The sequence below is a fragment of the Lysobacterales bacterium genome, assembly GCA_014946745.1.
Lineage (GTDB): Bacteria > Pseudomonadota > Gammaproteobacteria > Xanthomonadales > Xanthomonadaceae > Aquimonas.
The window spans coordinates 691,625-711,667 of sequence record JADCRD010000001.1; the positions used below are offsets into that span (position 1 = coordinate 691,625).

Below are 20,043 nucleotides of genomic sequence, written 5' to 3' on the forward strand. Positions count from 1 at the left end.
GGTCGGAGCGCCCCGTTCCAACGCCCCACTCCGGAAATCCCCATGTCGCTGAAGCGTTGCCTGCTTGTTGCTCTGCTGTGTTTGCCCCTCGTGGCCGCGGCGCAAGATCCCTCTGAGCAGGGCAAGACCCTGGAAACTCCTGAGCAACTGGAGCAGGCGCTGGCCAGCGTGGAAGACATGGACAGTCTGCTGCAGCTCGCCGGCCAGCTGCGCGAAGCGGGCGAGATCGCCAAGGAAACCCTGGTCTGGAAGCGGCTTTCAGCGCTGCGCCCCCACGTCGGTGCCTTGCGCTACGAGCTGGCCGCCGCCTACGCCCAGCAGGACATGAAGAGCGAGGCCTACAACACCCTGCTCGAACTGCAGGCGGCAGGCTTCTCGCAGGAGATCGAGAACGACGCCCGCTTCGAGAAGGTGACCACCACGGAGGTCTGGAAGTACATCGTCCAGGGTTTCCAGCGCAACCGCGACAGCTTTGGCGAGGGCGAAGTGGCTTACACCCTGCCGCGCGAAGACCTGCTGATCGAGAGCCTGGCCTACGACCCCACGCGCGGCCAGGTGCTGGTGGGCAGCGTGCGCGAGGGCAAGGTCTATGCGGTGGAAGACGACGGCAGCCTCAAGGTCATTGCCGAAGCCACCGAGGCCAACGGCATGTGGGGCGTGCTGGGGATCGCGGTTGACGCCGAGCGCGGCGTGCTCTGGGTGGCCTCCACGGCGGTGCCGCACTTCAAGCATTACAACGCGGAAGAGGATCTCGGCAAGGCCGGCATCTTCAAGTTCGAACTGGCCAGCGGCAAGTTTGTGAAGAGCTTTCTCTCGCCTGTGGTTCCCGGTCAGAGCTTCGTGCTGTCGGCGATCGCGGCGGCGGCCGACGGCAGCGTGTACGTGGCCGACGGCGTGAACAACGCGATCTACCAGGTGCGCGACGACAGCTTCCGTCGTCTGCTGCAGGCCCCGCACCTCAGCAGCGTGCGCGCACTGGCCGTCTCGGGCGACTCCAAGCGCCTCTACTTCAGTGACGTGCAGCGCGGTGTGTTCGGTATCGATCTGGAGTCCGGCAAAGCCTTCGACCTGGCCGTGCCGGCCAAACTCTCGCTCGCCAGCATCGAATCCATGGCGTGGTGGAACAACCACCTGCTGATCGTCCAGAACGAGCTTCCGCCCAATCGCATCATGCGTCTGAAGCTGTCCGAGGATGGCCGACAGATCGTGTTGGGGCATCCGCTGGAGGCCAACCAGCAGGCGCTGCCGCTCCAGGTGGGCGCTGCGCTCGGCGAGGATGCCGAGCTGTTCGTCATCGGCAACAGCCAGCGCAACCAGTACGACCGCTTTGGGCTGCCGCGCAGCCGCGAGCGGCTTGAAGGCGCACGCATCTACCGACTGAAGGCCGACTTCGCGATGGAGCGCGTCGAGGCGCGCCCCACCCAGTTCGCTCGCTGATTCAAGGCCGCGGCCTCGCACTCGCTCTCACCGGCGAGCGACGGGATGACCGCGGCGCGGCGTGCCGCGCGGGGCGATCGGGCCGAGCGCGGCGCCTCGCTTGGTGCGCCGGCGCTAGCGAAACGCCTCCGCAAGGCCAGCGAGCCTGCGCCTAGTCATGGGGCCCAGCCGCAGGCGCTCCGCCAGCGTGTCGAGGCGGCCGCGATCGGGCGCTTTGCGTTGACAGCGTAAGGCGGCCTCACCGACCGCCACGTCGCGGCGAATCGTAGCCAGCTCGCGACAGAGCAGGGCCATCTCGCGGTGCGCAGCAATGCGCTGTGCATGTGCTGCTGCGCCACGCAGGCGCAGAAAGGGCAGTTCGGCCAGGCGGTCGAGCAGGCCGTCGAGGCTGCCGAAATGCTCCAGCAGGGCGGCGGCGGTTTTTGCGCCAACACCTGGGACGCCTGGAATGTTGTCGACGGCATCGCCAGCAAGCCCCAGAAAGTCGGGGATCTGCGCTGCATGCACGCCGTAGCGCTCACGCACGCCGGCGGCGTCCCAGCGCTGGTTGCGGGCGTAGTCCCACTGGCCGTCGCCCTCGCGCAGCAGCTGCGAGAGGTCCTTGTCGGCGGAGATGATCAGGCCGCTCAAGCCTGCTGCATGCAGCCCATGCAGCAGGCTGCCGATGAGGTCATCGGCTTCGAACTCCTGATCCGCCAGCGTGCTGAGGCCCATGGCCTCGGTGAGCGCCATGCACTGCTGGAACTGATATCGGAGCGACTCGGGCGCGGGCTCCCGGTTGGCCTTGTAGGGCGGGTAGAGGCGGTTGCGGAAGGAGGTCTCCAGCGATTCGTCGAAGGCCACTGCGATCCGCTCGGGCTTCTGCGTTTCGAGCAGTTCCAGCAGAAATCTCAGAAAGCCCTGAACCGCGTTGACGGGGCGCCCCTCGACGTCGGTGAACTCGTCCGGGATCGAGTGCCAGGCGCGGAAGACGTAGAGGCTGGCGTCGACCAGCAGGACCGGCGCGCTGCTCAAGCGGTCCAGTCCGCGAGTCGGCTCAGCGGATCCGGGCGCGGGCGCTCGGGAGCGGGTCCCGATGCCGTGCCGATGTGCACGAAACCGACGACCGCCTCGCTGTCACCCACACCGAGGCGGGCGCGAATGATCGGGTCATAGGCCGCCCAGCCGGTCAGCCACTGCGCGCCGAACCCCGCGGCCTGCGCGGCCTGGAGCAGGGCAAAGCACACGCAGCCGGCCGTGAGCTGCTGTTCGATCAGCGGAATCTTGTGTGGCTGCTGATAGCAGCCGATCACGGCGATCACCAGCGGCGCGTGCAGGAAGCGTTTGCGCTCCTTGTCGAGCGCAGCAGGGTCAATCTCGGGGTTCAGGCTCTGTGCGCGATCGGCCAGCGCCTGTCCCAGCTGTGCGCGGGCCTCACCGCGGATAGACAGGAAACGCCAGGGTGCAAGGGCTCCATGATCGGGCACTCGCGAGGCGATGCGGAGCAGCTCGGCCAGCTGCTGGCCGTCTGGGCCGGGTTCGCCGAGCAGGCGGGAGGGCGTCGATCGGCGCTGATCGAGCGTGAGCGAAAGCATGGTTGGAGTTCCGGAATGACGTGAAAGGGGTGACAAAAGTCGTCGGAGGCGTGCCGCGTCTGTCACACTCTCGGGCTTGCGCCCAGGCCCTCGGGCGCTCGTGCACGGGTGAAGCGCGAGGCTTCTCACGTTTCGCCACAATTGTGACCCTTAGACTCGCGATCTTGTGGGGGGGAATCCCGCGCCAGAGGACGAATGCCATGGTCATGAAGTCTACCCCCGACAACATATTGGACATCAACGGCCGACTCGCCATGAAGCCCGGATTCGACATCTCGTCGCTGGTTTCGGGCCTGCGGGCGCGCGCCGTCAAGCGGCTTCCAGCGTTTCTTGGGGAGACCCTGGACAAGGCCGACAACACGCTGTTCGACTTCGTCCAGCGCGCGGATGGCTCGCTCAACCACCAGGAATACTTTGACGGCATGCGCGAACTGCGGCGGCAGCGGCCGCTGGTGGAGCAGCGCTATATCGAACACGTTCTCGGAGCCTTCGCGTCCTACGAACGCCGGATGCCGCAGAAGATCGACCTCGAACAGGGGGGGCGCAGCACCCAGAACGGTGAGCTCAGCCTGGTGTCCGAGGAGGAGCTGGAGGAACAGCTCAGCGCCCGGATGGTGGCCGTGGCCATCTCGCGCGGCTTGGGGCCGGCCCTGCATCAGCTCAATCGTCGACTGGGCGTGCTGATCGGCGGCGTCGAGATCGATGATGACAACAGCCCGGTGGGCCCCGCCCACATCGCGCAGGCGTTTCGCGCGGGCCTGACGGGCCTTGACCTGTCGGTGCGGGTCAAGGTGCTGCTGTTCAAGCTCTACGAGCGCGAATTCCAGCGACTGCTGCCGGCGTTCTACGTGGACCTCAACAAGGCGCTGGTGGAGTCGGGCGTGCTGCCGGAGATCCGCCACAGCGTGGCGCGCCGGCCGGGCATGCCTCCGCGCGTTGCCGATTCGGTGCGTGAGGGGGATGCGGATTCCGCCTATGCGCCCCCAAGCCGCGAGTACGCGGAGCCGCCGCCGGTCAGCCCAGCCGCCGAACAGGCGCTGTTCTCGACCCTGCATGAGCTGCTTGAGACCTATCGCGGCGCGCGCGGTGCGCGCGGCGCGTTCTCGGTGCCGCAGGGGGCGGAGTCGGCCGAGGCTGGCGTCGGCGGCACCGCGCCGCTGCGACCGCTGTCGCCGAACGAGATGCTGTCGGTGCTCTCGATGTATCAGGGCGAGCTGCCCGAGGCCGTCAGCGAGGCCTTGGATGACCCCGAACAGAGCCTTGCGCAGCGCTTGAAGCAGGAGCTGCTGACCGGCGCCGAGCGGCTGGGCCTTGACCCCAAGACCTCGCGCATGAGTGCCGCCGATGAGGACGCGATCGATCTGGTCGGCATGCTCTTCGAGGTGCTGCTGGAGGAGCGCGATTTCCACACCGACACCCGCAAGACCATCAGCCGGCTGATCGTGCCCTTCGTCAAGGTCGCCCTGCTCGATCGGCGCATGTTCCTGCAGAAGACCCACCCGGCACGCAAGCTGCTGAACTCGCTCGCCGAAGCCTGCGAGGGCAACTCAGGCGAAGCGCCGCAGGACCGCGAGCTGCTGGATCGGGTGCGGCGTACGGTGGACCGCTTGTCCGTCGAGTTCAACGAAGACGTGGCGATCTTCGAGACGCTTGAGCAGGAGTTCCGCGAGTTCATCGAGCAGCACCGCCGTCGCATCGCGCTGGCCGAACGTCGCGCCGCCGAAGCCCAGCGCGGCAAGGAGCGCCTGGAGTTTGCCCGCGCCGCCGCCACCGCCGAGCTCAACCGTCGCATCGAACTGCACCCGGAGCTGGCTCCAGCGATTGACTCGTTCCTGCGCCGCTACTGGGTGCACCACATCACCTTGATGGGCCTGCGCGAAGGGCACGATGCGCCCAAGTACCAGGCCGCGCTCGCCGCTGGTGATGCCCTGCTGGGGGCCTGGTCGGAGTCGCGTGAGCGCCGCCAGTTTTCCGAGACGGCTTTCGTGGCCTTGCGTCCGCAGCTTGAGCCTGTGCTGCAGAGCGCCGGCTGCGTGGGCGCTGCCGCGGACGAAGTCCTGCATTCGCTGTTCGCTGCGCTGAGCCCGCGTGCGGCCTCGCCCGAGATCCAGCAGCAGCTGGCCGGCGCGGTCGAGCGCAACGCGCCGCCTGCGGACTCGCCGACGCTCGCGGTCCCGTCAGCCGGAGAAGACGTCGAGCCTGAGCCGGATCCTCTGGCCGGGCTTGAGTACGAAGCCGATGACGTCGAGCGCATCCGCAAGCTGCCCGTGGGCACCTGGGTGCAGTTCATCGACGACGACGGCAATGCGCAACCCGCCAAGCTCAGCTGGCAGAGCCCGATCTCGAACCGTCTGCTGTTCGTCAATCGGCGCGGCCTGCGCTACTGCGTCGCTTCGGCCGAGGAGCTGGCCGCGATGATCCGCACGAAGCGTCTCGTCATCCGCCAGAACGACGCCGCCTTCGAGCACGCGATGAACCAGGTGCTGGGTCGATTGCGCGCCAGCGGCAAAGCGGGCGAGGGCGGCAGCCCCAACTGACAGCGTGTTCGACTGGGCTGCGCGATAGCCTATGCGGAATGCGCGTTTTGCCCGATGTGCGGTCCGCAGTGGCTGGCAAGGCCCAGGCGCAAGGCCAGCCGCGCACACCGCGGACGACGCGTTCTCAGGGGCTGTGTGGCTTTGGGCGGAGCGTGCTGCTCCGCTTCTGCGATCGACCCGCGTGGCAGGCCCAGTCCAGGGCTCGTGACGCATCCGCATATGCGCAGAGCGCTTTGGCCTCCGGTGTCATGTCTGCGTTGAGCACTTTCGGCTAGCATCCACCCGGGGTTCACACGAGGGGAGTGATGCGCATGGCGGCAACCGTCTGTGCCGTGGTCGAGCGGGTGCCTGGCGAACGCCGGGTCGCGCTGACGCCGGAGATCGCAAAAAAGCTGCGCGCCGCTGGCGTTGCCGTGGTACTGGAGAAAGGCGCTGGCAGTTCGGCCGCGTTTCCGGATAGCGCCTATGCCGATGTCGAGTTCGTCGATACCGCGGCCGCGGCCTTGGCTCGCGCGGATGTGCTGCTGAAGGTGCAGCCGCCCGAGGCCGATGAAATCGCCGCGCTGAAAGAGGGCGCCATCGTGATCGGCTACCTGCAGCCGCACACCGGCGATGAGCGCGTGCGCAGCCTGCGCGACCGCAAGCTCACCAGCTTCGCGATGGAGCTGCTGCCGCGCACCACGCGTGCACAGGCCATGGACGTGCTCAGCTCGCAAGCCGGCATGGCGGGCTACAAGGCAGTGCTTATCGCGGCCCAGACCAGCGGCAAGTTCTTCCCGATGCTGACCACCGCGGCCGGCACCATCCGCCCGAGCAAGGTGCTGATCGTTGGCGCCGGCGTGGCTGGCCTGCAGGCGATTGCCACGGCGCGCCGGCTCGGCGCCCAGGTCGAAGGCTTCGACGTGCGTCCCGAGACCCGCGAGCAGATCGAATCGCTGGGGGCGAAGTTCCTCGACCTCGGCGTGAGCGCCGCCGGCAGCGGCGGCTATGCGCGCGAACTGACGGCCGAAGAGCGCGCCGAGCAGCAGCGCAAGCTGGCGGACCATCTCAAAGGCATCGACGTCATTGTCACCACCGCCGCCGTGCCGGGTCGGCCGGCACCCAAGATCATCACTGCCGCCATGGTCGAAGGCATGAAGGCTGGCAGCGTGATCGTTGATCTTGCCGCCGAGACCGGCGGCAACTGCGAGCTGACGAAAGCAGGCGAGACCGTGCAGACGGCGAACGGCGTGGCCGTGGTCGGGCCGACGCATCTGGCCTCGATGGGCTGCATCCACGCCAGCGAGATGTACGCGCGCAACCTCTACAACTTCCTGGTGCTGTCGATCAAAGAGGGCGCCATCAGCGCCGACTGGAACGACGAACTGGTCGCGCAGACCTGTCTCACCCACGCCGGCGAGATCAAGCACGGCCCCAGCAAGCAGCGGATCGAGGGAGGAGCGGCCTGATGGACGGCTTTGTGGCGCTGTATATCTTCATGCTGGCCGCGATCTGCGGCCACGTCATCATCTCGCGCGTGCCGGTGATCCTGCACACGCCGCTGATGTCAGGCTCGAACTTCGTGCACGGCATCGTGGTGGTGGGCGCGATGATCTCGCTGGCCCATGCCGACACCACGCTGGAGCGCACCATCGGTTTCCTCGGGGTGCTGCTCGGCGCCGGCAATGCGGTGGGCGGCTATGTGGTCACCGAGCGCATGCTGGAAATGTTCAAGTCCAGCAAGAAGAAGGAGGGCTGATCCGTGAGCCTTTCCGAACTGCTCGACCTGCTGGCCAAGTCCAGCTACTTCGCCGCCGCCCTGCTGTTCATCATCGGCCTCATGCAGATGGGGTCGCCGGTGACCGCCAAGCGCGGCATCCGCTGGGCCGGCGTGGGCATGGTCATCGCCACGGTCGTCACCTTCGTAGCACCCAGCACCTGGGGCAGCCACGGCATCGATCCGCTCAACCTCGGCCTGATGGTTCTCGCGATCGTGCTGTCTTTCGTGTTCTGGGTCTGGGGCAAGCGCGTACCGATCACCGACATGCCGCAGATGGTCGCCATCTTCAACGGCATGGGCGGTGGCTCTGCCGCCGCGATCGGCGCCTATGCGCTGATCAACTCGGCCGCACACACCGGCGCCTGCACGCCGGCTGACATGGCGGCGCATGCCTGCATGGACACCACCAAGCTGGTGCTCGCCGTGCTCGGCTCGCTGATCGGTGCCGTCTCGTTCTCGGGTTCGGTGATCGCCTGGGCCAAGCTCGACGGCCGCCTCGACAAGCGCTTCAGCTTCAGCGGCCAGCAGATCGTCAACCTGCTGGTGTTCGTCGCCTGCCTGGGCCTGGGCGCCTGGCTCGTGTTCGAACTCGACGTGCGGGTGATCATCGCCTTCTTCGTGCTGACGCTCATCTTCGGCGTGCTGATGACCCTGCCGATCGGCGGCGCCGACATGCCGGTGGTGATCTCGCTGTACAACGCTTTCACCGGCCTCGCTGTCGCCTTCAAGGGGTATGTGCTGCAGAGCGAGTCGCTGATCATCGCCGGCACCGTGGTCGGCGCTGCCGGCATGCTGCTGACCCAGCTCATGGCCAAGGCCATGAACCGGCCGATCAGCAACGTGCTGTTCTCGAACTTCGGCGGTGGCGGCGGCACTGCCCAGGAGATCACCGGCAGCCAGAAGCCCATCGAGGCCTCGGATGTGGCAGCCATGATGGCCTACGCCGAGCGCGTGGTGATCGTGCCGGGCTATGGTCTGGCGGTGGCGCAGGCGCAGCACAAAGTGTGGGAGCTGACCCAGCAGCTGATGAAGCGCGGCGTGCAGGTGAAGTTCGCGATCCATCCTGTCGCTGGCCGCATGCCGGGCCACATGAATGTGCTGCTCGCCGAGGCCGGCGTGCCCTACGACCTGATCACCGACATGGACGACATCAACCCGGAGTTCGCGATCACCGACGTGTCGCTGGTGATCGGCGCCAACGACGTCGTCAACCCGGTGGCCAAGACCGACCCGGCCAGCCCGATCTACGGCATGCCGATTCTTGACGTGGTGAACTCGAAGAACACCATCGTCATCAAGCGCGGCAAGGGCACGGGTTTCGCCGGTATCGAGAACGCCCTGTTCTATGCCGACAACACCCGCATGCTGTTCGGCGACGGCGCCAGCATGGTCAACCAGCTGGTGGCCGAACTGAAGGCGCTGGACGGGGGGCACTGAGAGGCCGGGATTCGGGATTGGGGATTCGGGATTCGCGGGCGGGTCTGCGCTCTTGCTGCGGCGACCGCGGAAACTGATGACTTGAGAACTGCCGCGAAAGGAAACGCCCCGGTCTTTGCCGGGGCGTTTCTTGTTGTGGTGCTCGCCACTTGACGCCGGTTGTTGGCGTCGCAGCGCCCGGCTCACGCCATGCGGCCGTAGGCATCCTCGAAGCGGACGATGTCGTCCTCGCCCAGGTAGCTGCCCGACTGCACCTCGATCATCTCCAGCGGCAGCTTGCCGGGGTTCTCCAGCCGGTGGACCACGCCGAGCGGAATGTAGGTGCTCTGGTTCTCGGTGAGCAGCAGCACTTCCTCACCGCGGGTCACGCGGGCCGTGCCGCTGACCACGATCCAATGCTCGGCGCGGTGGTGGTGCATCTGCAGGCTGAGGCTGCCGCCGGGTTTGACCGTGATGCGCTTGACCTGGAAACGCTCGCCCGAGTCGATGCTGTCGTAGGCGCCCCAGGGGCGGTAGACCTTGCGGTGCCAGACCGCGTGGCTGCGGCCGTCGGACTTCAGCGTGCCGACCAGATCCTTGACCTTCTGCAGCTGGTCGCGCTGGCCGACCAGCAGGGCGTCGTCGGTTTCCACCACCACGACGTCCTCCAGCCCGATCAGGGTGATCAGGCGCTGGCCGTGGGCGTAGGTGTTGCGGCAGTCGATGGCGATGACGTCGCCGCGATGCGCATTGCCCTGGGCGTCCTTGGGGCTGACCTCCCACAGCGCTCCCCAGGAGCCCACATCGCTCCAGCCGGCGTCGAGCGGAATCACGGCGGCATGCGGGGTGTGCTCCATCACCGCATAGTCGATGGAATCGGCAGGACAGCCTGCGAAGGCCGCGGCATCGAGGCGCACGAAATCCTCGTCGCGGCGCGCTCCATTCAGAGCGTCCCGGCAGGCGCTGAGCATGTCCGGCGCGAGACGGCCCAGCTCTTCCAGGTAGCGATTGGCGCGGATCAGGAACATGCCGCTGTTCCAGAAGTACTGGCCGGAGGCGACGTAGTTCTGCGCCGTGGCGAGATCGGGCTTCTCGACAAAGCGTTCGACCGCACGCGCACCGCTGCCCTCGGTCGCCTTGATGTAGCCGTAGCCGGTTTCGGGCGAGGTCGGCACCACCCCGAAGGTCACCAGCTGGCCGGCTGCGGCCGCCGCCGTGGCTGCGTGCACCGCCGCGTGGAAGGCCTCGACCTGCTGGATCAGATGATCCGAAGGCAGTACCAGTAGCAGCGCATCCTCACCGCTGCGGGTGGCTTCCAGAGCCGCAACCGCAATGGCGGGCGCGGTGTTGCGGCCCACCGGTTCGAGCAGGATCGACGCCGGCGTGACGCCGGCCTCGCGCAGCTGCTCGGCGATCATGAAACGGTGGTCGAGGTTGCCGACCACGATCGGCCGACAGGGAGTCAGCGTGGCCACGCGCTTCCAGGTCGCCTGCAGCAGGCTGTCCTCGCCAGTGAGCGGCAGGAACTGCTTCGGATACGACTCGCGCGAGAGCGGCCACAGGCGGGTGCCGGAGCCCCCGGAGAGAATGACGGGAAGGATGTCCTGCATGGCCTTGAGCGTGATCGTTCAGATGGGCGGGAAGGGTAGCGCAGGCCACCTCTGCGAAGCGCTGGCTGTGCGGCCAAGCGCCCGAGGTGGCAGCGCGCTCGCGCGTGGACCGGCCTGCGGTCGGCTGCGGCCGCAGCTCGCGCACGCCGCCGGCCTGAGCCTGCGAAGCGACGCGGGCGCCTCTCAGTAGACCGGCAAGCGATCCGTGGGCACCTCGGCCAGCAGCGGCGCAGCGCGGTCCTTGGCCGACAGTTCGGGGGCCGCCACCGGCCAGTCGATCGCCAGTGCGGAGTCGTCCCAGCGGATGCCCTTGTCGGCGACGGCGTCATAGGGCGTGCTGCAAAAGTACTGGAACAGCGCGAACTCCGAAGTGACCGCGAAGCCATGGGCGAAGCCGGGCGGAATCCAGAACTGACGCTGGTTGGCGGCGCTGAGCACCACAGCCGCCCACTTGCCGAAGGTCGGCGAGCCGCGGCGGATGTCCACGGCAACGTCGTAGACCTCGCCCTCCAGCACCGAGACCAGCTTGCCCTGCGGATTCGGCAGCTGGTAGTGCAGACCGCGCAGCACGCCGCGCGCCGAGCGCGAGAGGTTGGCCTGCACGGCGTCCATCACGATGCCGTGCTCGGCGTAGCGCTGCTGGTTCCACTGCTCGAAGAAGAAGCCGCGGGCGTCGCCGAACACGCGCGGTTCGATCACCAGGCAGCCGGGCAGGTCGGTTTCGATCACCTTCATTTGGCCAGCCCCAGTTTGAGCAGGCTCATCAGGTACTGGCCGTAGCCGTTCTTCAGCAGCGGCTGCGCGAGGGCTTCGAGCTGGGCGGCGTTGATCCAGCCGTTCATGTAGGCGATCTCCTCCGGGCAGCAGATTTTCAGGCCCTGCCGCGCCTCGATGGTCTCGACGAAGGTGCCGGCCTGCAGCAGGGATTCGTGCGTGCCGGTGTCGAGCCAGGCATAGCCGCGACCGAGCTTTTCGAGCTTCAGGCTGCCGTCTTCCAGATAGCGCCGGTTGAGGTCGGTGATCTCCAGCTCGCCGCGCGAAGAAGGCTTCAGCTCGGCAGCGAACTCGGGGGCACGGCCGTCGTAGAAGTACAGGCCTGTGACCGCGTAGTTCGACTTGGGTGTCTTCGGCTTTTCTTCGAGTCCGATCACGGTGCCGCTGGCATCGAACTCGGCGACGCCGTAGCGCTCCGGATCGCGCACCCAGTAGCCGAAGACCACCGCGCCGTTCTGCAGGGTCGAGGCGCGGCGGAGCTGCTCTGAGAAACCGTGGCCGTAGAAAATGTTGTCGCCCAGCACCAGGCAGCTTGGCTGGCCGGCGACGAACTCACGACCGATCAGATACGCCTGCGCCAGTCCGTCGGGGCTGGGCTGCACGGCGTAATCGATGCGCATGCCCCACTGGCTGCCGTCGCCGAGCAGCTGCTTGAACAGCGCCTGCTCGTGCGGTGTATTGATCACCAGCACGTCGCGGATGCCCGCCAGCATCAGGGTGCTGAGCGGGTAGTAGATCATCGGCTTGTCGTAGACCGGCAGCAGCTGCTTGCTGATCGCCTGGCTGATCGGATACAGCCGGGTGCCGGAGCCGCCGGCGAGGATGATGCCTTTCATGAGCGCGTTCCGAAGTTCTCAGTCGTCAGCGGTTGCCATCCATGGCGCAAGCCTGTCGCAATAGCACAGCCCTGCCCAGCCATCCTTGGCTGGGCGCTCGGCGCCGCAGCGGACACCCACCGGGTGTCCGCTAGCACGCGTCGCCTCGCCCGATTCTTTCCAGTCGATAGCTGCCGTCCAGCACGCGCTGCACCCAATCCTGGTGCTGCAGGTACCAGTCGACCGTTTCCTCAATGCCCTGCTCGAAGCTGCGCGAAGGCGCCCAGCCCAGTTCCGACTTCAGCTTGCTGGCGTCAATGGCGTAGCGGCGGTCGTGACCGGGGCGGTCCTTGACGAAGGCGATCTGCGATTCGCGCGGCTGCCCGTCGGCGCGCGGACGGCGCGCGTCCAGCAGGCAGCAGATGGTGCGCACCACTTCGATGTTCTGGCGTTCGGCGTCACCGCCGACGTTGTAGACCTCGCCGACGCGGCCGGCTTCGAGCACGCGTGCGATCGCGCGGCAGTGGTCGCCGACATAGAGCCAGTCGCGCACGTTGCGGCCGTCGCCGTAGACGGGCAGGGGTTCACCGGCGACCGCGCGCTGGATGATCAGCGGGATGAGCTTTTCCGGGAACTGGAAGGGGCCGTAGTTGTTGCTGCAGTTGGTGGTCAGCACCGGCAGCCCGTAGGTGTGGTGATAGGCGCGCACCAGATGGTCGGACGCGGCCTTCGAGGCCGAGTAGGGCGAGTTCGGCTGGTAGGGCGTGGTCTCGCTGAACTTGCCGGTCTCGCCCAGCGAGCCGTAGACCTCGTCGGTCGAGACATGCAGGAAGCGGAAGCGGCCGCGTGCGGTCTCATCGAGCTCCGCATACCAGCCGCGCGCGGCTTCGAGCAGTTGGAAGGTGCCGACGATGTTCGTCTGCACGAAGGCGCCGGGGCCGTCGATGCTGCGATCAACGTGGCTTTCGGCAGCGAAGTTCACGATCGCATCGGGGCGGTGCTCGGCCAGAAGTCGGCGCACCAGCGCGCGGTCGGCGATGTCGCCCTGCACGAAGACGTGGTTCGGGTTGCCGTCGAGGCCGGCCAGCGTGTCGCGGTTGCCGGCGTAGGTCAGGGCATCGAGGTTGACGATGCGATGGCCCGCGGCCACCTGCTGCAGGACGAAGTTGCCGCCGATGAAACCGGCGCCGCCGGTGACCAGAAGTGTGCTCATGCGAAAGAAAGGTCCAGGGTGAAGAGCGGAGCAAGACCGCGGAACGCTCGGGAAGTTTGGTCAGCGCAGCCCGGGCTCACGCGTAGGGATCCGGAATGCCGAGGCCCGCAAGCACTCCGCGCTCGATGGCCTCCATGGCCTCGGCCTCGTCCTCGTCCATGTGGTCATGGCCGAGCAGGTGCAGCACGCCGTGCACGAGCATGTGCGCGTAGTGGTGCTTGAGCGGCTTGCCCTGTTCTTCCGCTTCACGGGCGATGACCGGCGCGCACAGCACGAGGTCGCCGAGGATCGGCAGCGGCACCCCCGGCGGCAGTTCGGCCGGGAAGCTCAGCACGTTGGTGGCGTAGTCCTTGTCGCGGTAGTCGCGGTTCAGCGCGCGGCCTTCGTCAGCGTCGACGATGCGCACCGACAGCTCGCCGTCCTCGCGGCGGCCCGCCAGCGCGGCTTCGACATAGGCGCGCAGCGTGCCTGCGGCCGGCAGCCCCGCGCGCGGCAAGCCGTAGCTGACGTCGATGCGGCTCATGCCTGGGCCTTCGGCGTCGCGGCCTCAGCACTGGCCGCCTGCGCCTCGCGCTTGGCCAGCTCGCGCACCTCGTCGCGGCGGTCGTAGGCGCGGACAATGCGCGCCACCAGCGGATGCCGCACCACGTCGCTGGCGGTAAAGAAGGTGAACGAAATGCCCGGCACGTCCTTCAGCACCTCCAGCGCATCGCGCAGGCCCGACTTCTGGCCGCGCTGCAGGTCGATCTGGCTGAGATCGCCGGTGATCACCGCGGTGGCGCCAAAGCCGATGCGGGTCAGGAACATCTTCATCTGCTCGACCGTGGTGTTCTGCGCTTCATCCAGAATCACGAAGGCGTCGTTGAGGGTGCGTCCGCGCATGTAGGCCAGCGGTGCGATCTCGATGACGTTGCGCTCCAGCAGTTTGGCCACGCGCTCGGTGCCGAGCATTTCGTACAGCGCGTCGTACAGCGGACGCAGGTAGGGATCGACCTTCTGGCTCAGATCGCCCGGCAGGAAGCCGAGCTTTTCACCGGCCTCGACGGCAGGGCGCACGAGCATCAGGCGCTGGACGCGGTTCTCGTTCAGCGCTTCCACGGCCATCGCCACGGCGAGAAAGGTCTTGCCGGTTCCGGCGGGGCCGATGCCGAAGTTGATGTCGTGGGTGGCGATGGCGTGCAGGTAGCGCGCCTGGTTGGGGCCGCGGCCCTTGACCACGCCGCGCTTGACCTTGATCGCGACCTCCTGCGCGCCGCGCGCGGCGTCGGCGACCGTGCGCTCGACCAGAGCATCGACGCCGGCGTCCTGCAGCCGCAGATGCACCGCACCCGCGTTCAGCACTTCCTGTTCGGTGTCGGCGTACAGATCGCGCAGCAGCAGCTCGGCTTTTTCCGCGAGGGGCTCTTCGGCAATCACCCGGAACACGTTGCCGCGGTTGGCGATCTCCACACCCAGACGCAGCTCGATCTGGCGCAGGTGCTCGTCCAGCGGGCCGCAGAGGTTGGCCAGTCGCTCCAGGCTGTCGGGCTCAAGCACGAAGTCGCGCTGGACGAGTGCGTTGCCGCTCACGCCGCCTCCGCGCCGTCGCGCAGCCGTACGCGGCCGCGCAGGGAGTTGCTCATGGCCTCGGTGATCAGCACGTCCACGAACTGGCCGACGAGTCGAGCCGGGGCGGCGAAGTTCACGAAGCGCATGTTCTCGGTGCGGCCGGTCAGCTCGTTCGGGTCCTTCTTGCTCGGGCCTTCGACGAGCACGCGCTGCACGGTGCCGACCATGGCCTGCGAGATCTTCTTCGCATTGGCGTCGATCGCCGCCTGCAGGCGGGCGAGGCGCGCGCTCTTCTCCGCGGCCGGCGTCTCGTCGGGCAGGTTGGCGGCGGGCGTGCCGGGGCGCGAGGAATAGATGAAGGAGAAGCTCTGATCGAAGCCGATGTCCTCGATCAGCTTCATGGTGGCCTCGAAGTCGCGCTCGCTCTCGCCGGGGAAGCCGACGATGAAGTCCGAGCTGATCGAGATGCCCGGCTTGGCCTCCTTCAGGCGTCGGATCTTGGCCTTGTACTCCAGCGCGGTGTGGCCGCGTTTCATCGCCGCCAGAATGCGATCCGAGCCCGCCTGCACCGGCAGGTGCACGAAGGACGCCAGCTGCGGCACATCGCGATGCGCTTCGATGAGGCTGTCGCTGAACTCGACGGGATGCGAAGTGGTGTAGCGGATGCGGCCGATGCCCGGGATCTCGGCGATCGCGCGGATCAGGTCGGCCAAGTCGGCGGTGCCGGCCTCGGCGTCATTCCGATCGAGTGCGCCGCGGTAGGCGTTGACATTCTGGCCCAGTAGGTTCACTTCCTTCACGCCTTGCTCGGCCAGCTGCGCGACCTCAACCAGCACGTCCTCGAAAGGCCGGCTCACTTCCTCGCCGCGGGTATAAGGCACCACGCAGAAGGTGCAGTACTTGCTGCAGCCTTCCATGATCGAAACGAACGCGGTGGGGCCTTCGGCGCGCGGCTCGGGCAGGCGGTCGAACTTTTCGATCTCGGGGAAGCTGATGTCGACCTGCGGGCGGCCGGTCTCGCGCTTGGCCTCGATCATCTCGGGCAGGCGGTGCAGGGTCTGCGGGCCGAACACGAGGTCGACGTAGGGCGCGCGCTTCAGGATGGCCTCGCCCTCCTGGCTCGCCACACAGCCGCCGACGCCGATGATGACCTTGTCGTTCTTCTTCTTGAGCTGCTTCCAGCGGCCCAATTGGCTGAACACCTTCTCCTGCGCTTTCTCGCGGATCGAACAGGTGTTGACCAGGATGACGTCCGCTTCGTCCTCGTTCTCGGTGAGTTCGAGGCCGTGCGACTTGGCCAGCACGGCGGCCATCTTGTCCGAGTCGTACTCGTTCATCTGGCAGCCGTGGGTCTTGACGAAGAGTTTGCCGGCCATGGGCGGGGCACCTTGCGAAAGAGTGGAACGGCGCACTGTTTCCTGCGAGGGCGCCGGCGAAGCCGGCAATTGTAGGCCCGACAGACACTTGCGGCTACTCGCGGCGGGCCGTCACGCGATCGGGCCTTGTGCCGGCCCGGCCCGCTGGCCATGCTGGCGGACCGTCCGGAGTCCGATGCGCCCCCCATGCACATTCCCACTGATGCCGAGCTGCTGCAGCTGGCCGCTGGCGTAGGCGCGCGCCTGCAGGCCGAGCGCCTGTCGCTGGTGACGGCCGAGAGCTGCACCGGCGGCTGGATTGCCAAGGTGGTCACCGACGTGCCGGGGTGTTCCGCCTGGTTCGAGTGTGGCATCGCCGCCTACAGCTACGAAGCCAAGCAGGGCCTGCTTGGCGTGCGCCCGGACACCCTGCTTGAGCACGGCGCGGTCAGCCGCGAGACGGTGCTGGAAATGGTCTCCGGCGCGCTGACCCACGCCGGCGCCACGGTGTCGGTGGCGGTGACCGGTATCGCCGGGCCCAGCGGCGGCACCGAGGACAAGCCGGTCGGCACCGTCTGGCTGGCCTGGAAGCGGCGCGGCGGCTACCCGCGCGCCGAGCTGCACCACTTCGAAGGCGACCGCGAGGCGATCCGGCGGCAGACGGTGGCGGTTGCCCTACGCGGAATCCTTGCAATTCCGACCCCGGGGTAAGCCTTTCACCGAAGTCACCACACGAACGTGTGGGATACTTTGCGCCTGCCCCGCGGCGGTGGTCTCAGCTTCTGAGAACGCGCCTCCGCAGTCTCCCCGCACTTTCAACGACTCAGCCGTCAAGGATCCGCCATGGACGACAACAAGAAGCGCGCTCTCTCTGCAGCCCTGTCCCAGATCGAAAAGCAGTTCGGCAAGGGCGCGGTGATGCGCATGGGTGATCAGGCCATCGAGAAGGCCGAGGTCATCGGCACCGGCTCGCTGATGCTGGACATCGCGCTGGGCATCGGCGGCCTGCCGAAAGGGCGCGTTGTCGAGATCTATGGCCCCGAGTCCTCGGGCAAAACCACGCTGACCCTGCAGGCCATCGCGCAGTGCCAAAAGCTGGGGGGCACCGCCGCTTTCGTCGACGCCGAGCACGCGCTTGACCCCACCTATGCGCAGAAGCTCGGCGTCAACGTCGATGACCTGCTCGTCAGCCAGCCCGATACCGGCGAGCAGGCGCTGGAGATCGCCGACATGCTGGTGCGCTCCAACGCCGTCGACATGGTGGTGATCGACTCGGTCGCGGCGCTGACGCCGAAGGCCGAAATCGAAGGCGACATGGGCGACCAGCTGCCCGGCCTGCAGGCGCGCCTGATGAGCCAGGCGCTGCGCAAGCTCACCGGCAACATCAAGCGCAGCAACTGCCTGGTCATCTTCATCAACCAGCTGCGCATGAAGATCGGCGTGATGATGCCGGGCCAGAGCCCGGAAACCACCACCGGCGGCAACGCGCTCAAGTTCTACGCCTCGGTGCGCCTGGACATCCGCCGCATCGGCGCGGTCAAGAAGGGCGACGAGATCATCGGCAACCAGACCAAGATCAAGGTCGTCAAGAACAAGATGGCGCCGCCTTTCAAGCAGGTCGTTACCGAGATCCTCTACGGCGAAGGCATCAGCCGCGAGGGCGAATTGATCGACATGGGCGTCGATGCCAAGTTGGTCGAAAAGTCGGGCGCCTGGTACGGCTACAACGGCGAGCGCATCGGCCAGGGCAAGGAGAACGCCCGCCAGTGGCTGAAGGACAATCCGGCAGCGGCCGCCGAGCTCGAAGGCAAGCTGCGCGAGCTGTTCGTGCCGTCTGTCGCGGTGCCGGGCGACGACTCCGCGGATGGCTGAAGGTGAGGATTCGATGCGCCGACGCTCAGCGTCGGCGCTGACGCGCGCCGTGGCCCTGCTGGCGCGGCGCGAGCACTCCGCGCACGAATTGAAGCGGAAGCTGCTGGAGCGCGGCTTTGCGGCCGATGAAGTGGAGGCGGCCGTGGCCCGGCTGGCTGAGCAGGGTCTGCAGGACGACGCGCGCTTCGCCGAGGCGCTGGTGCGTGCGCGAGCCTCGGGCGGGCGCGGCCCGCTGCGGCTCAAGGCCGAGCTGAGCCAACACCGCTTGCCGGAAGGCTTGGCCGAGTGCGCCATCGAGGCGGCGCGTGCGGATCAGGACTGGAGTGCCCGCGCGCTTGGCCTGGCCGCGCGACGGCTGCGCGGGAGCGATCCCGCCGACCCCCAGGTGCGGCGCAGGCTCGCGGATTTCCTGCTGCGCCGAGGCTTTCCGCAGGCGGTCGTGTGGGAGGTGCTGGCTCGGCTGAGCGAAGGCCCCCTGGAGGGCGACGATCTGGAGGGCAGCGATTCGGTGGGAGACGATGTCTGAGCCCCAAGACGTCGTGACCGCGACTGAGGCTGCACGGATCCCGTCCGTGCTGGACCCTATAGGTGGTCGCGACTCCGGCGTTACCGGGCTCGCTTTCGCTGCTTCAAGCATTGCGTGCTCGATCCGCGAGCACGGCTGCCGTGGCTCGCGGCAGCACTGAAGTCTTCAGCACGGCCCGGGTTCTCGGGGCGAGCACCACATCGGCGTGAGGCGCCAATGCACTCAAGGCCACCGGCGAATGTGCAGCCGGCTGCGCGACTCGTAGCGATGCTGCCTTTTGCGGATTTCAGTTCGCGTCGAGGTGGATCAGGCGCACGGTGCGCCCCTCTGCGTCGGTGCCCTGCATACGCCGCAGACCGATGCGATCGAAGCTGTACTCCACCGTTTCGTCGGCATCCACCAGGCTGAGCTGGCACAGCTCCGGCACGCGCTCCGCGTTGGCTCCGGCCATGCGGCAGTCGAGCGCGGCACCTTGGTCAGGATCCAGAAGCGTGAAGCCGCTAGCGTCGACCTCGACGCCGGAGAACGCAATCGTGCGAGTCGTCGCGCGCCCCTCGCCGTCTGCTGCAGGCAACAGGAGCCACTCGCCTGTGCCCCAGACGCGGGCGGGAGACCCCTCGAAGCCGAAGCGCACAAGCTCGATCTGCCGAAGGCTGAGGTCGCCGATCTCGGGCTCCTGGTACACCAGCCACAGTCGGGCCCGCGAGGGCGAGGCGGGCTCCAGAAGCATTGAGCCGAGGGTCTGCACGGAGCGCGGCTCCCGATACGGTTCGGCCGGACCTGCGCCGTCGGAGAGCCGGCTCAAGCCAAGCCGGGTAAAGTGCGGACCGATGCTGCCGGCCCCCAGACCCCATTCCGGCTCTCCGGCCGTGCCGTAGCCGTAGAGAACGCCGCTCAACGTCGTGCCCTGTCGTTCGAGATTGAGGCCGATGCCTCGCCCCGCCCATGGGCTCGTGACCGCAGGATCTGCCCACCAGTAGCCGCTTTCCGGCTCCGGAGCGAGCGCCAGGTTCTCGCCCATCGCCACCAAGTCGAACCCACGCAGACGCAGGCCGGCCGCGGATCGAACCACAAAATGCACGCGCTGTACGCCGGTGACCTGGATGCCTTCGCGATTGTCGGCGAGCAGTCGGGTGTCAAGGCTGTAGCCCGTCAGCGCCTGACCGCAGACGCGGCCCTCACCGGCGTCGCGCGCGACCACCCAGACATCCAGTCCGGTCACCTCGATCGACTCCAGCTGCGGTATGCAGCTGTTCGGCCAGGTGTCTTCGATGCGCAGATCGAAAGGCTGGCCTTGGGCAGACGCCGCCTCCAACAGGGTCATCTTCGCCCCCGCGGCAGACGCCGACACCGGAAGCAGGATCGCGAGAAGGAGGGCGCAAGTACGCAACATGAAGAGAGGTCGATGCGAAGAAAACGGCTAGCAATGTAGCAGGTTGCGTGCGCGGCTTCTTCCAAGCACGGTCTGAACAACTCCATCCGGAGTTGATCAGACGGCGTGAGTCCGGCGCGGGTCGGGACTCACTCTCGCTGGATCAAGTACTTGCGTGCTCGATCCGCGCACCGTTCCAGGCGCGCAGCAAGCTCTGATGAATCAGAGCTTGCCT

18 protein-coding genes are annotated in these 20,043 nt (G+C 67.3%); 8 read left to right on the forward strand and 10 right to left on the reverse strand.

Going from position 1 to position 20,043, the window contains the following annotated elements; genetic code table 11:
• Positions 1-42 precede the first annotated feature (42 nt).
• A complete protein-coding gene (locus tag H4O13_02875; GenBank protein MBE5314327.1) occupies positions 43-1,437 on the forward strand; it encodes a hypothetical protein in 1,395 nt (464 codons plus the stop codon).
• A 114-nt stretch (positions 1,438-1,551) separates the two neighbouring features.
• Here H4O13_02875 and H4O13_02880 read toward each other — a convergent pair whose 3' ends face one another.
• A complete protein-coding gene (locus H4O13_02880; protein ID MBE5314328.1) occupies positions 1,552-2,460 on the reverse strand; it encodes an exodeoxyribonuclease IX in 909 nt (302 codons plus the stop codon).
• Positions 2,448-3,011 (reverse strand): nitroreductase, encoded by a 564-nt coding sequence (locus H4O13_02885; GenBank protein ID MBE5314329.1) that lies wholly within the window; start codon positions 3,009-3,011, stop codon positions 2,448-2,450. Before H4O13_02885 ends, H4O13_02880 begins: the two co-directional genes overlap by 13 nt.
• A gap of 206 nt (positions 3,012-3,217) precedes the next feature.
• Between H4O13_02885 and H4O13_02890 the strand changes: the two genes are divergently transcribed.
• From H4O13_02890 to H4O13_02905, 4 genes are all read left to right on the forward strand, one after another.
• Positions 3,218-5,548: a DUF1631 domain-containing protein gene (locus H4O13_02890; GenBank protein ID MBE5314330.1), complete on the forward strand. Its 2,331-nt coding sequence runs from the start codon at positions 3,218-3,220 to the stop codon at positions 5,546-5,548.
• Between the two features lie 311 nt (positions 5,549-5,859).
• Entirely contained in the window at positions 5,860-6,996 is a 1,137-nt protein-coding gene (locus H4O13_02895) for a Re/Si-specific NAD(P)(+) transhydrogenase subunit alpha (GenBank protein MBE5314331.1), read from the forward strand.
• Positions 6,993-7,286: an NAD(P) transhydrogenase subunit alpha gene (locus tag H4O13_02900; protein MBE5314332.1), complete on the forward strand. Its 294-nt coding sequence runs from the start codon at positions 6,993-6,995 to the stop codon at positions 7,284-7,286. The genes H4O13_02895 and H4O13_02900 overlap by 4 nt, the downstream gene beginning before the upstream one ends.
• An 81-nt stretch (positions 7,287-7,367) precedes the next feature.
• The gene (locus H4O13_02905; GenBank protein ID MBE5314333.1) at positions 7,368-8,744 is read left to right on the forward strand and encodes an NAD(P)(+) transhydrogenase (Re/Si-specific) subunit beta; all 1,377 of its coding nucleotides are present in this window, start codon (positions 7,368-7,370) and stop codon (positions 8,742-8,744) included.
• 182 nt (positions 8,745-8,926) lie between these two features.
• Here the strand turns inward: H4O13_02905 and H4O13_02910 are convergent, their stop codons facing one another.
• From H4O13_02910 to miaB, 7 genes are all read right to left on the reverse strand, one after another.
• Positions 8,927-10,333: a mannose-1-phosphate guanylyltransferase/mannose-6-phosphate isomerase gene (locus H4O13_02910; GenBank protein ID MBE5314334.1), complete on the reverse strand. Its 1,407-nt coding sequence runs from the start codon at positions 10,331-10,333 to the stop codon at positions 8,927-8,929.
• A gap of 183 nt (positions 10,334-10,516) precedes the next feature.
• Positions 10,517-11,068, reverse strand: a complete 552-nt coding sequence (rfbC, locus tag H4O13_02915; GenBank protein ID MBE5314335.1) for a dTDP-4-dehydrorhamnose 3,5-epimerase — start codon at positions 11,066-11,068, stop codon at positions 10,517-10,519.
• Positions 11,065-11,943, reverse strand: coding sequence for a glucose-1-phosphate thymidylyltransferase RfbA (gene rfbA, locus H4O13_02920; protein MBE5314336.1), 879 nt, complete (start codon positions 11,941-11,943; stop codon positions 11,065-11,067). Before rfbA ends, rfbC begins: the two co-directional genes overlap by 4 nt.
• Positions 11,944-12,073: 130 nt before the next feature.
• The gene (gene rfbB, locus H4O13_02925) at positions 12,074-13,135 is read right to left on the reverse strand and encodes a dTDP-glucose 4,6-dehydratase (GenBank protein ID MBE5314337.1); all 1,062 of its coding nucleotides are present in this window, start codon (positions 13,133-13,135) and stop codon (positions 12,074-12,076) included.
• A gap of 76 nt (positions 13,136-13,211) precedes the next feature.
• Positions 13,212-13,658: an rRNA maturation RNase YbeY gene (gene ybeY, locus H4O13_02930; GenBank protein MBE5314338.1), complete on the reverse strand. Its 447-nt coding sequence runs from the start codon at positions 13,656-13,658 to the stop codon at positions 13,212-13,214.
• Positions 13,655-14,704, reverse strand: a complete 1,050-nt coding sequence (locus tag H4O13_02935) for a PhoH family protein (GenBank protein ID MBE5314339.1) — start codon at positions 14,702-14,704, stop codon at positions 13,655-13,657. Before H4O13_02935 ends, ybeY begins: the two co-directional genes overlap by 4 nt.
• Positions 14,701-16,059 (reverse strand): tRNA (N6-isopentenyl adenosine(37)-C2)-methylthiotransferase MiaB, encoded by a 1,359-nt coding sequence (miaB, locus tag H4O13_02940; protein MBE5314340.1) that lies wholly within the window; start codon positions 16,057-16,059, stop codon positions 14,701-14,703. The genes H4O13_02935 and miaB overlap by 4 nt, the downstream gene beginning before the upstream one ends.
• A gap of 186 nt (positions 16,060-16,245) precedes the next feature.
• Here miaB and H4O13_02945 point away from each other — a divergent pair, with 186 nt between their 5' ends.
• The 3 genes from H4O13_02945 (at position 16,246) to H4O13_02955 (ending at position 18,436) form a co-directional block, all read left to right on the forward strand.
• The gene (locus H4O13_02945; protein ID MBE5314341.1) at positions 16,246-16,749 is read left to right on the forward strand and encodes a CinA family protein; all 504 of its coding nucleotides are present in this window, start codon (positions 16,246-16,248) and stop codon (positions 16,747-16,749) included.
• Between the two features lie 132 nt (positions 16,750-16,881).
• The gene (recA, locus tag H4O13_02950) at positions 16,882-17,910 is read left to right on the forward strand and encodes a recombinase RecA (protein MBE5314342.1); all 1,029 of its coding nucleotides are present in this window, start codon (positions 16,882-16,884) and stop codon (positions 17,908-17,910) included.
• Positions 17,903-18,436 carry a regulatory protein RecX gene (locus H4O13_02955; GenBank protein MBE5314343.1) on the forward strand — a complete coding sequence of 178 codons (534 nt, stop codon included), beginning with the start codon at positions 17,903-17,905 and terminating at the stop codon, positions 18,434-18,436. Before recA ends, H4O13_02955 begins: the two co-directional genes overlap by 8 nt.
• Positions 18,437-18,722: 286 nt before the next feature.
• Here the strand turns inward: H4O13_02955 and H4O13_02960 are convergent, their stop codons facing one another.
• Positions 18,723-19,760, reverse strand: a complete 1,038-nt coding sequence (locus tag H4O13_02960; GenBank protein MBE5314344.1) for a hypothetical protein — start codon at positions 19,758-19,760, stop codon at positions 18,723-18,725.
• Between the last annotated feature and the right edge of the window lie 283 nt (positions 19,761-20,043).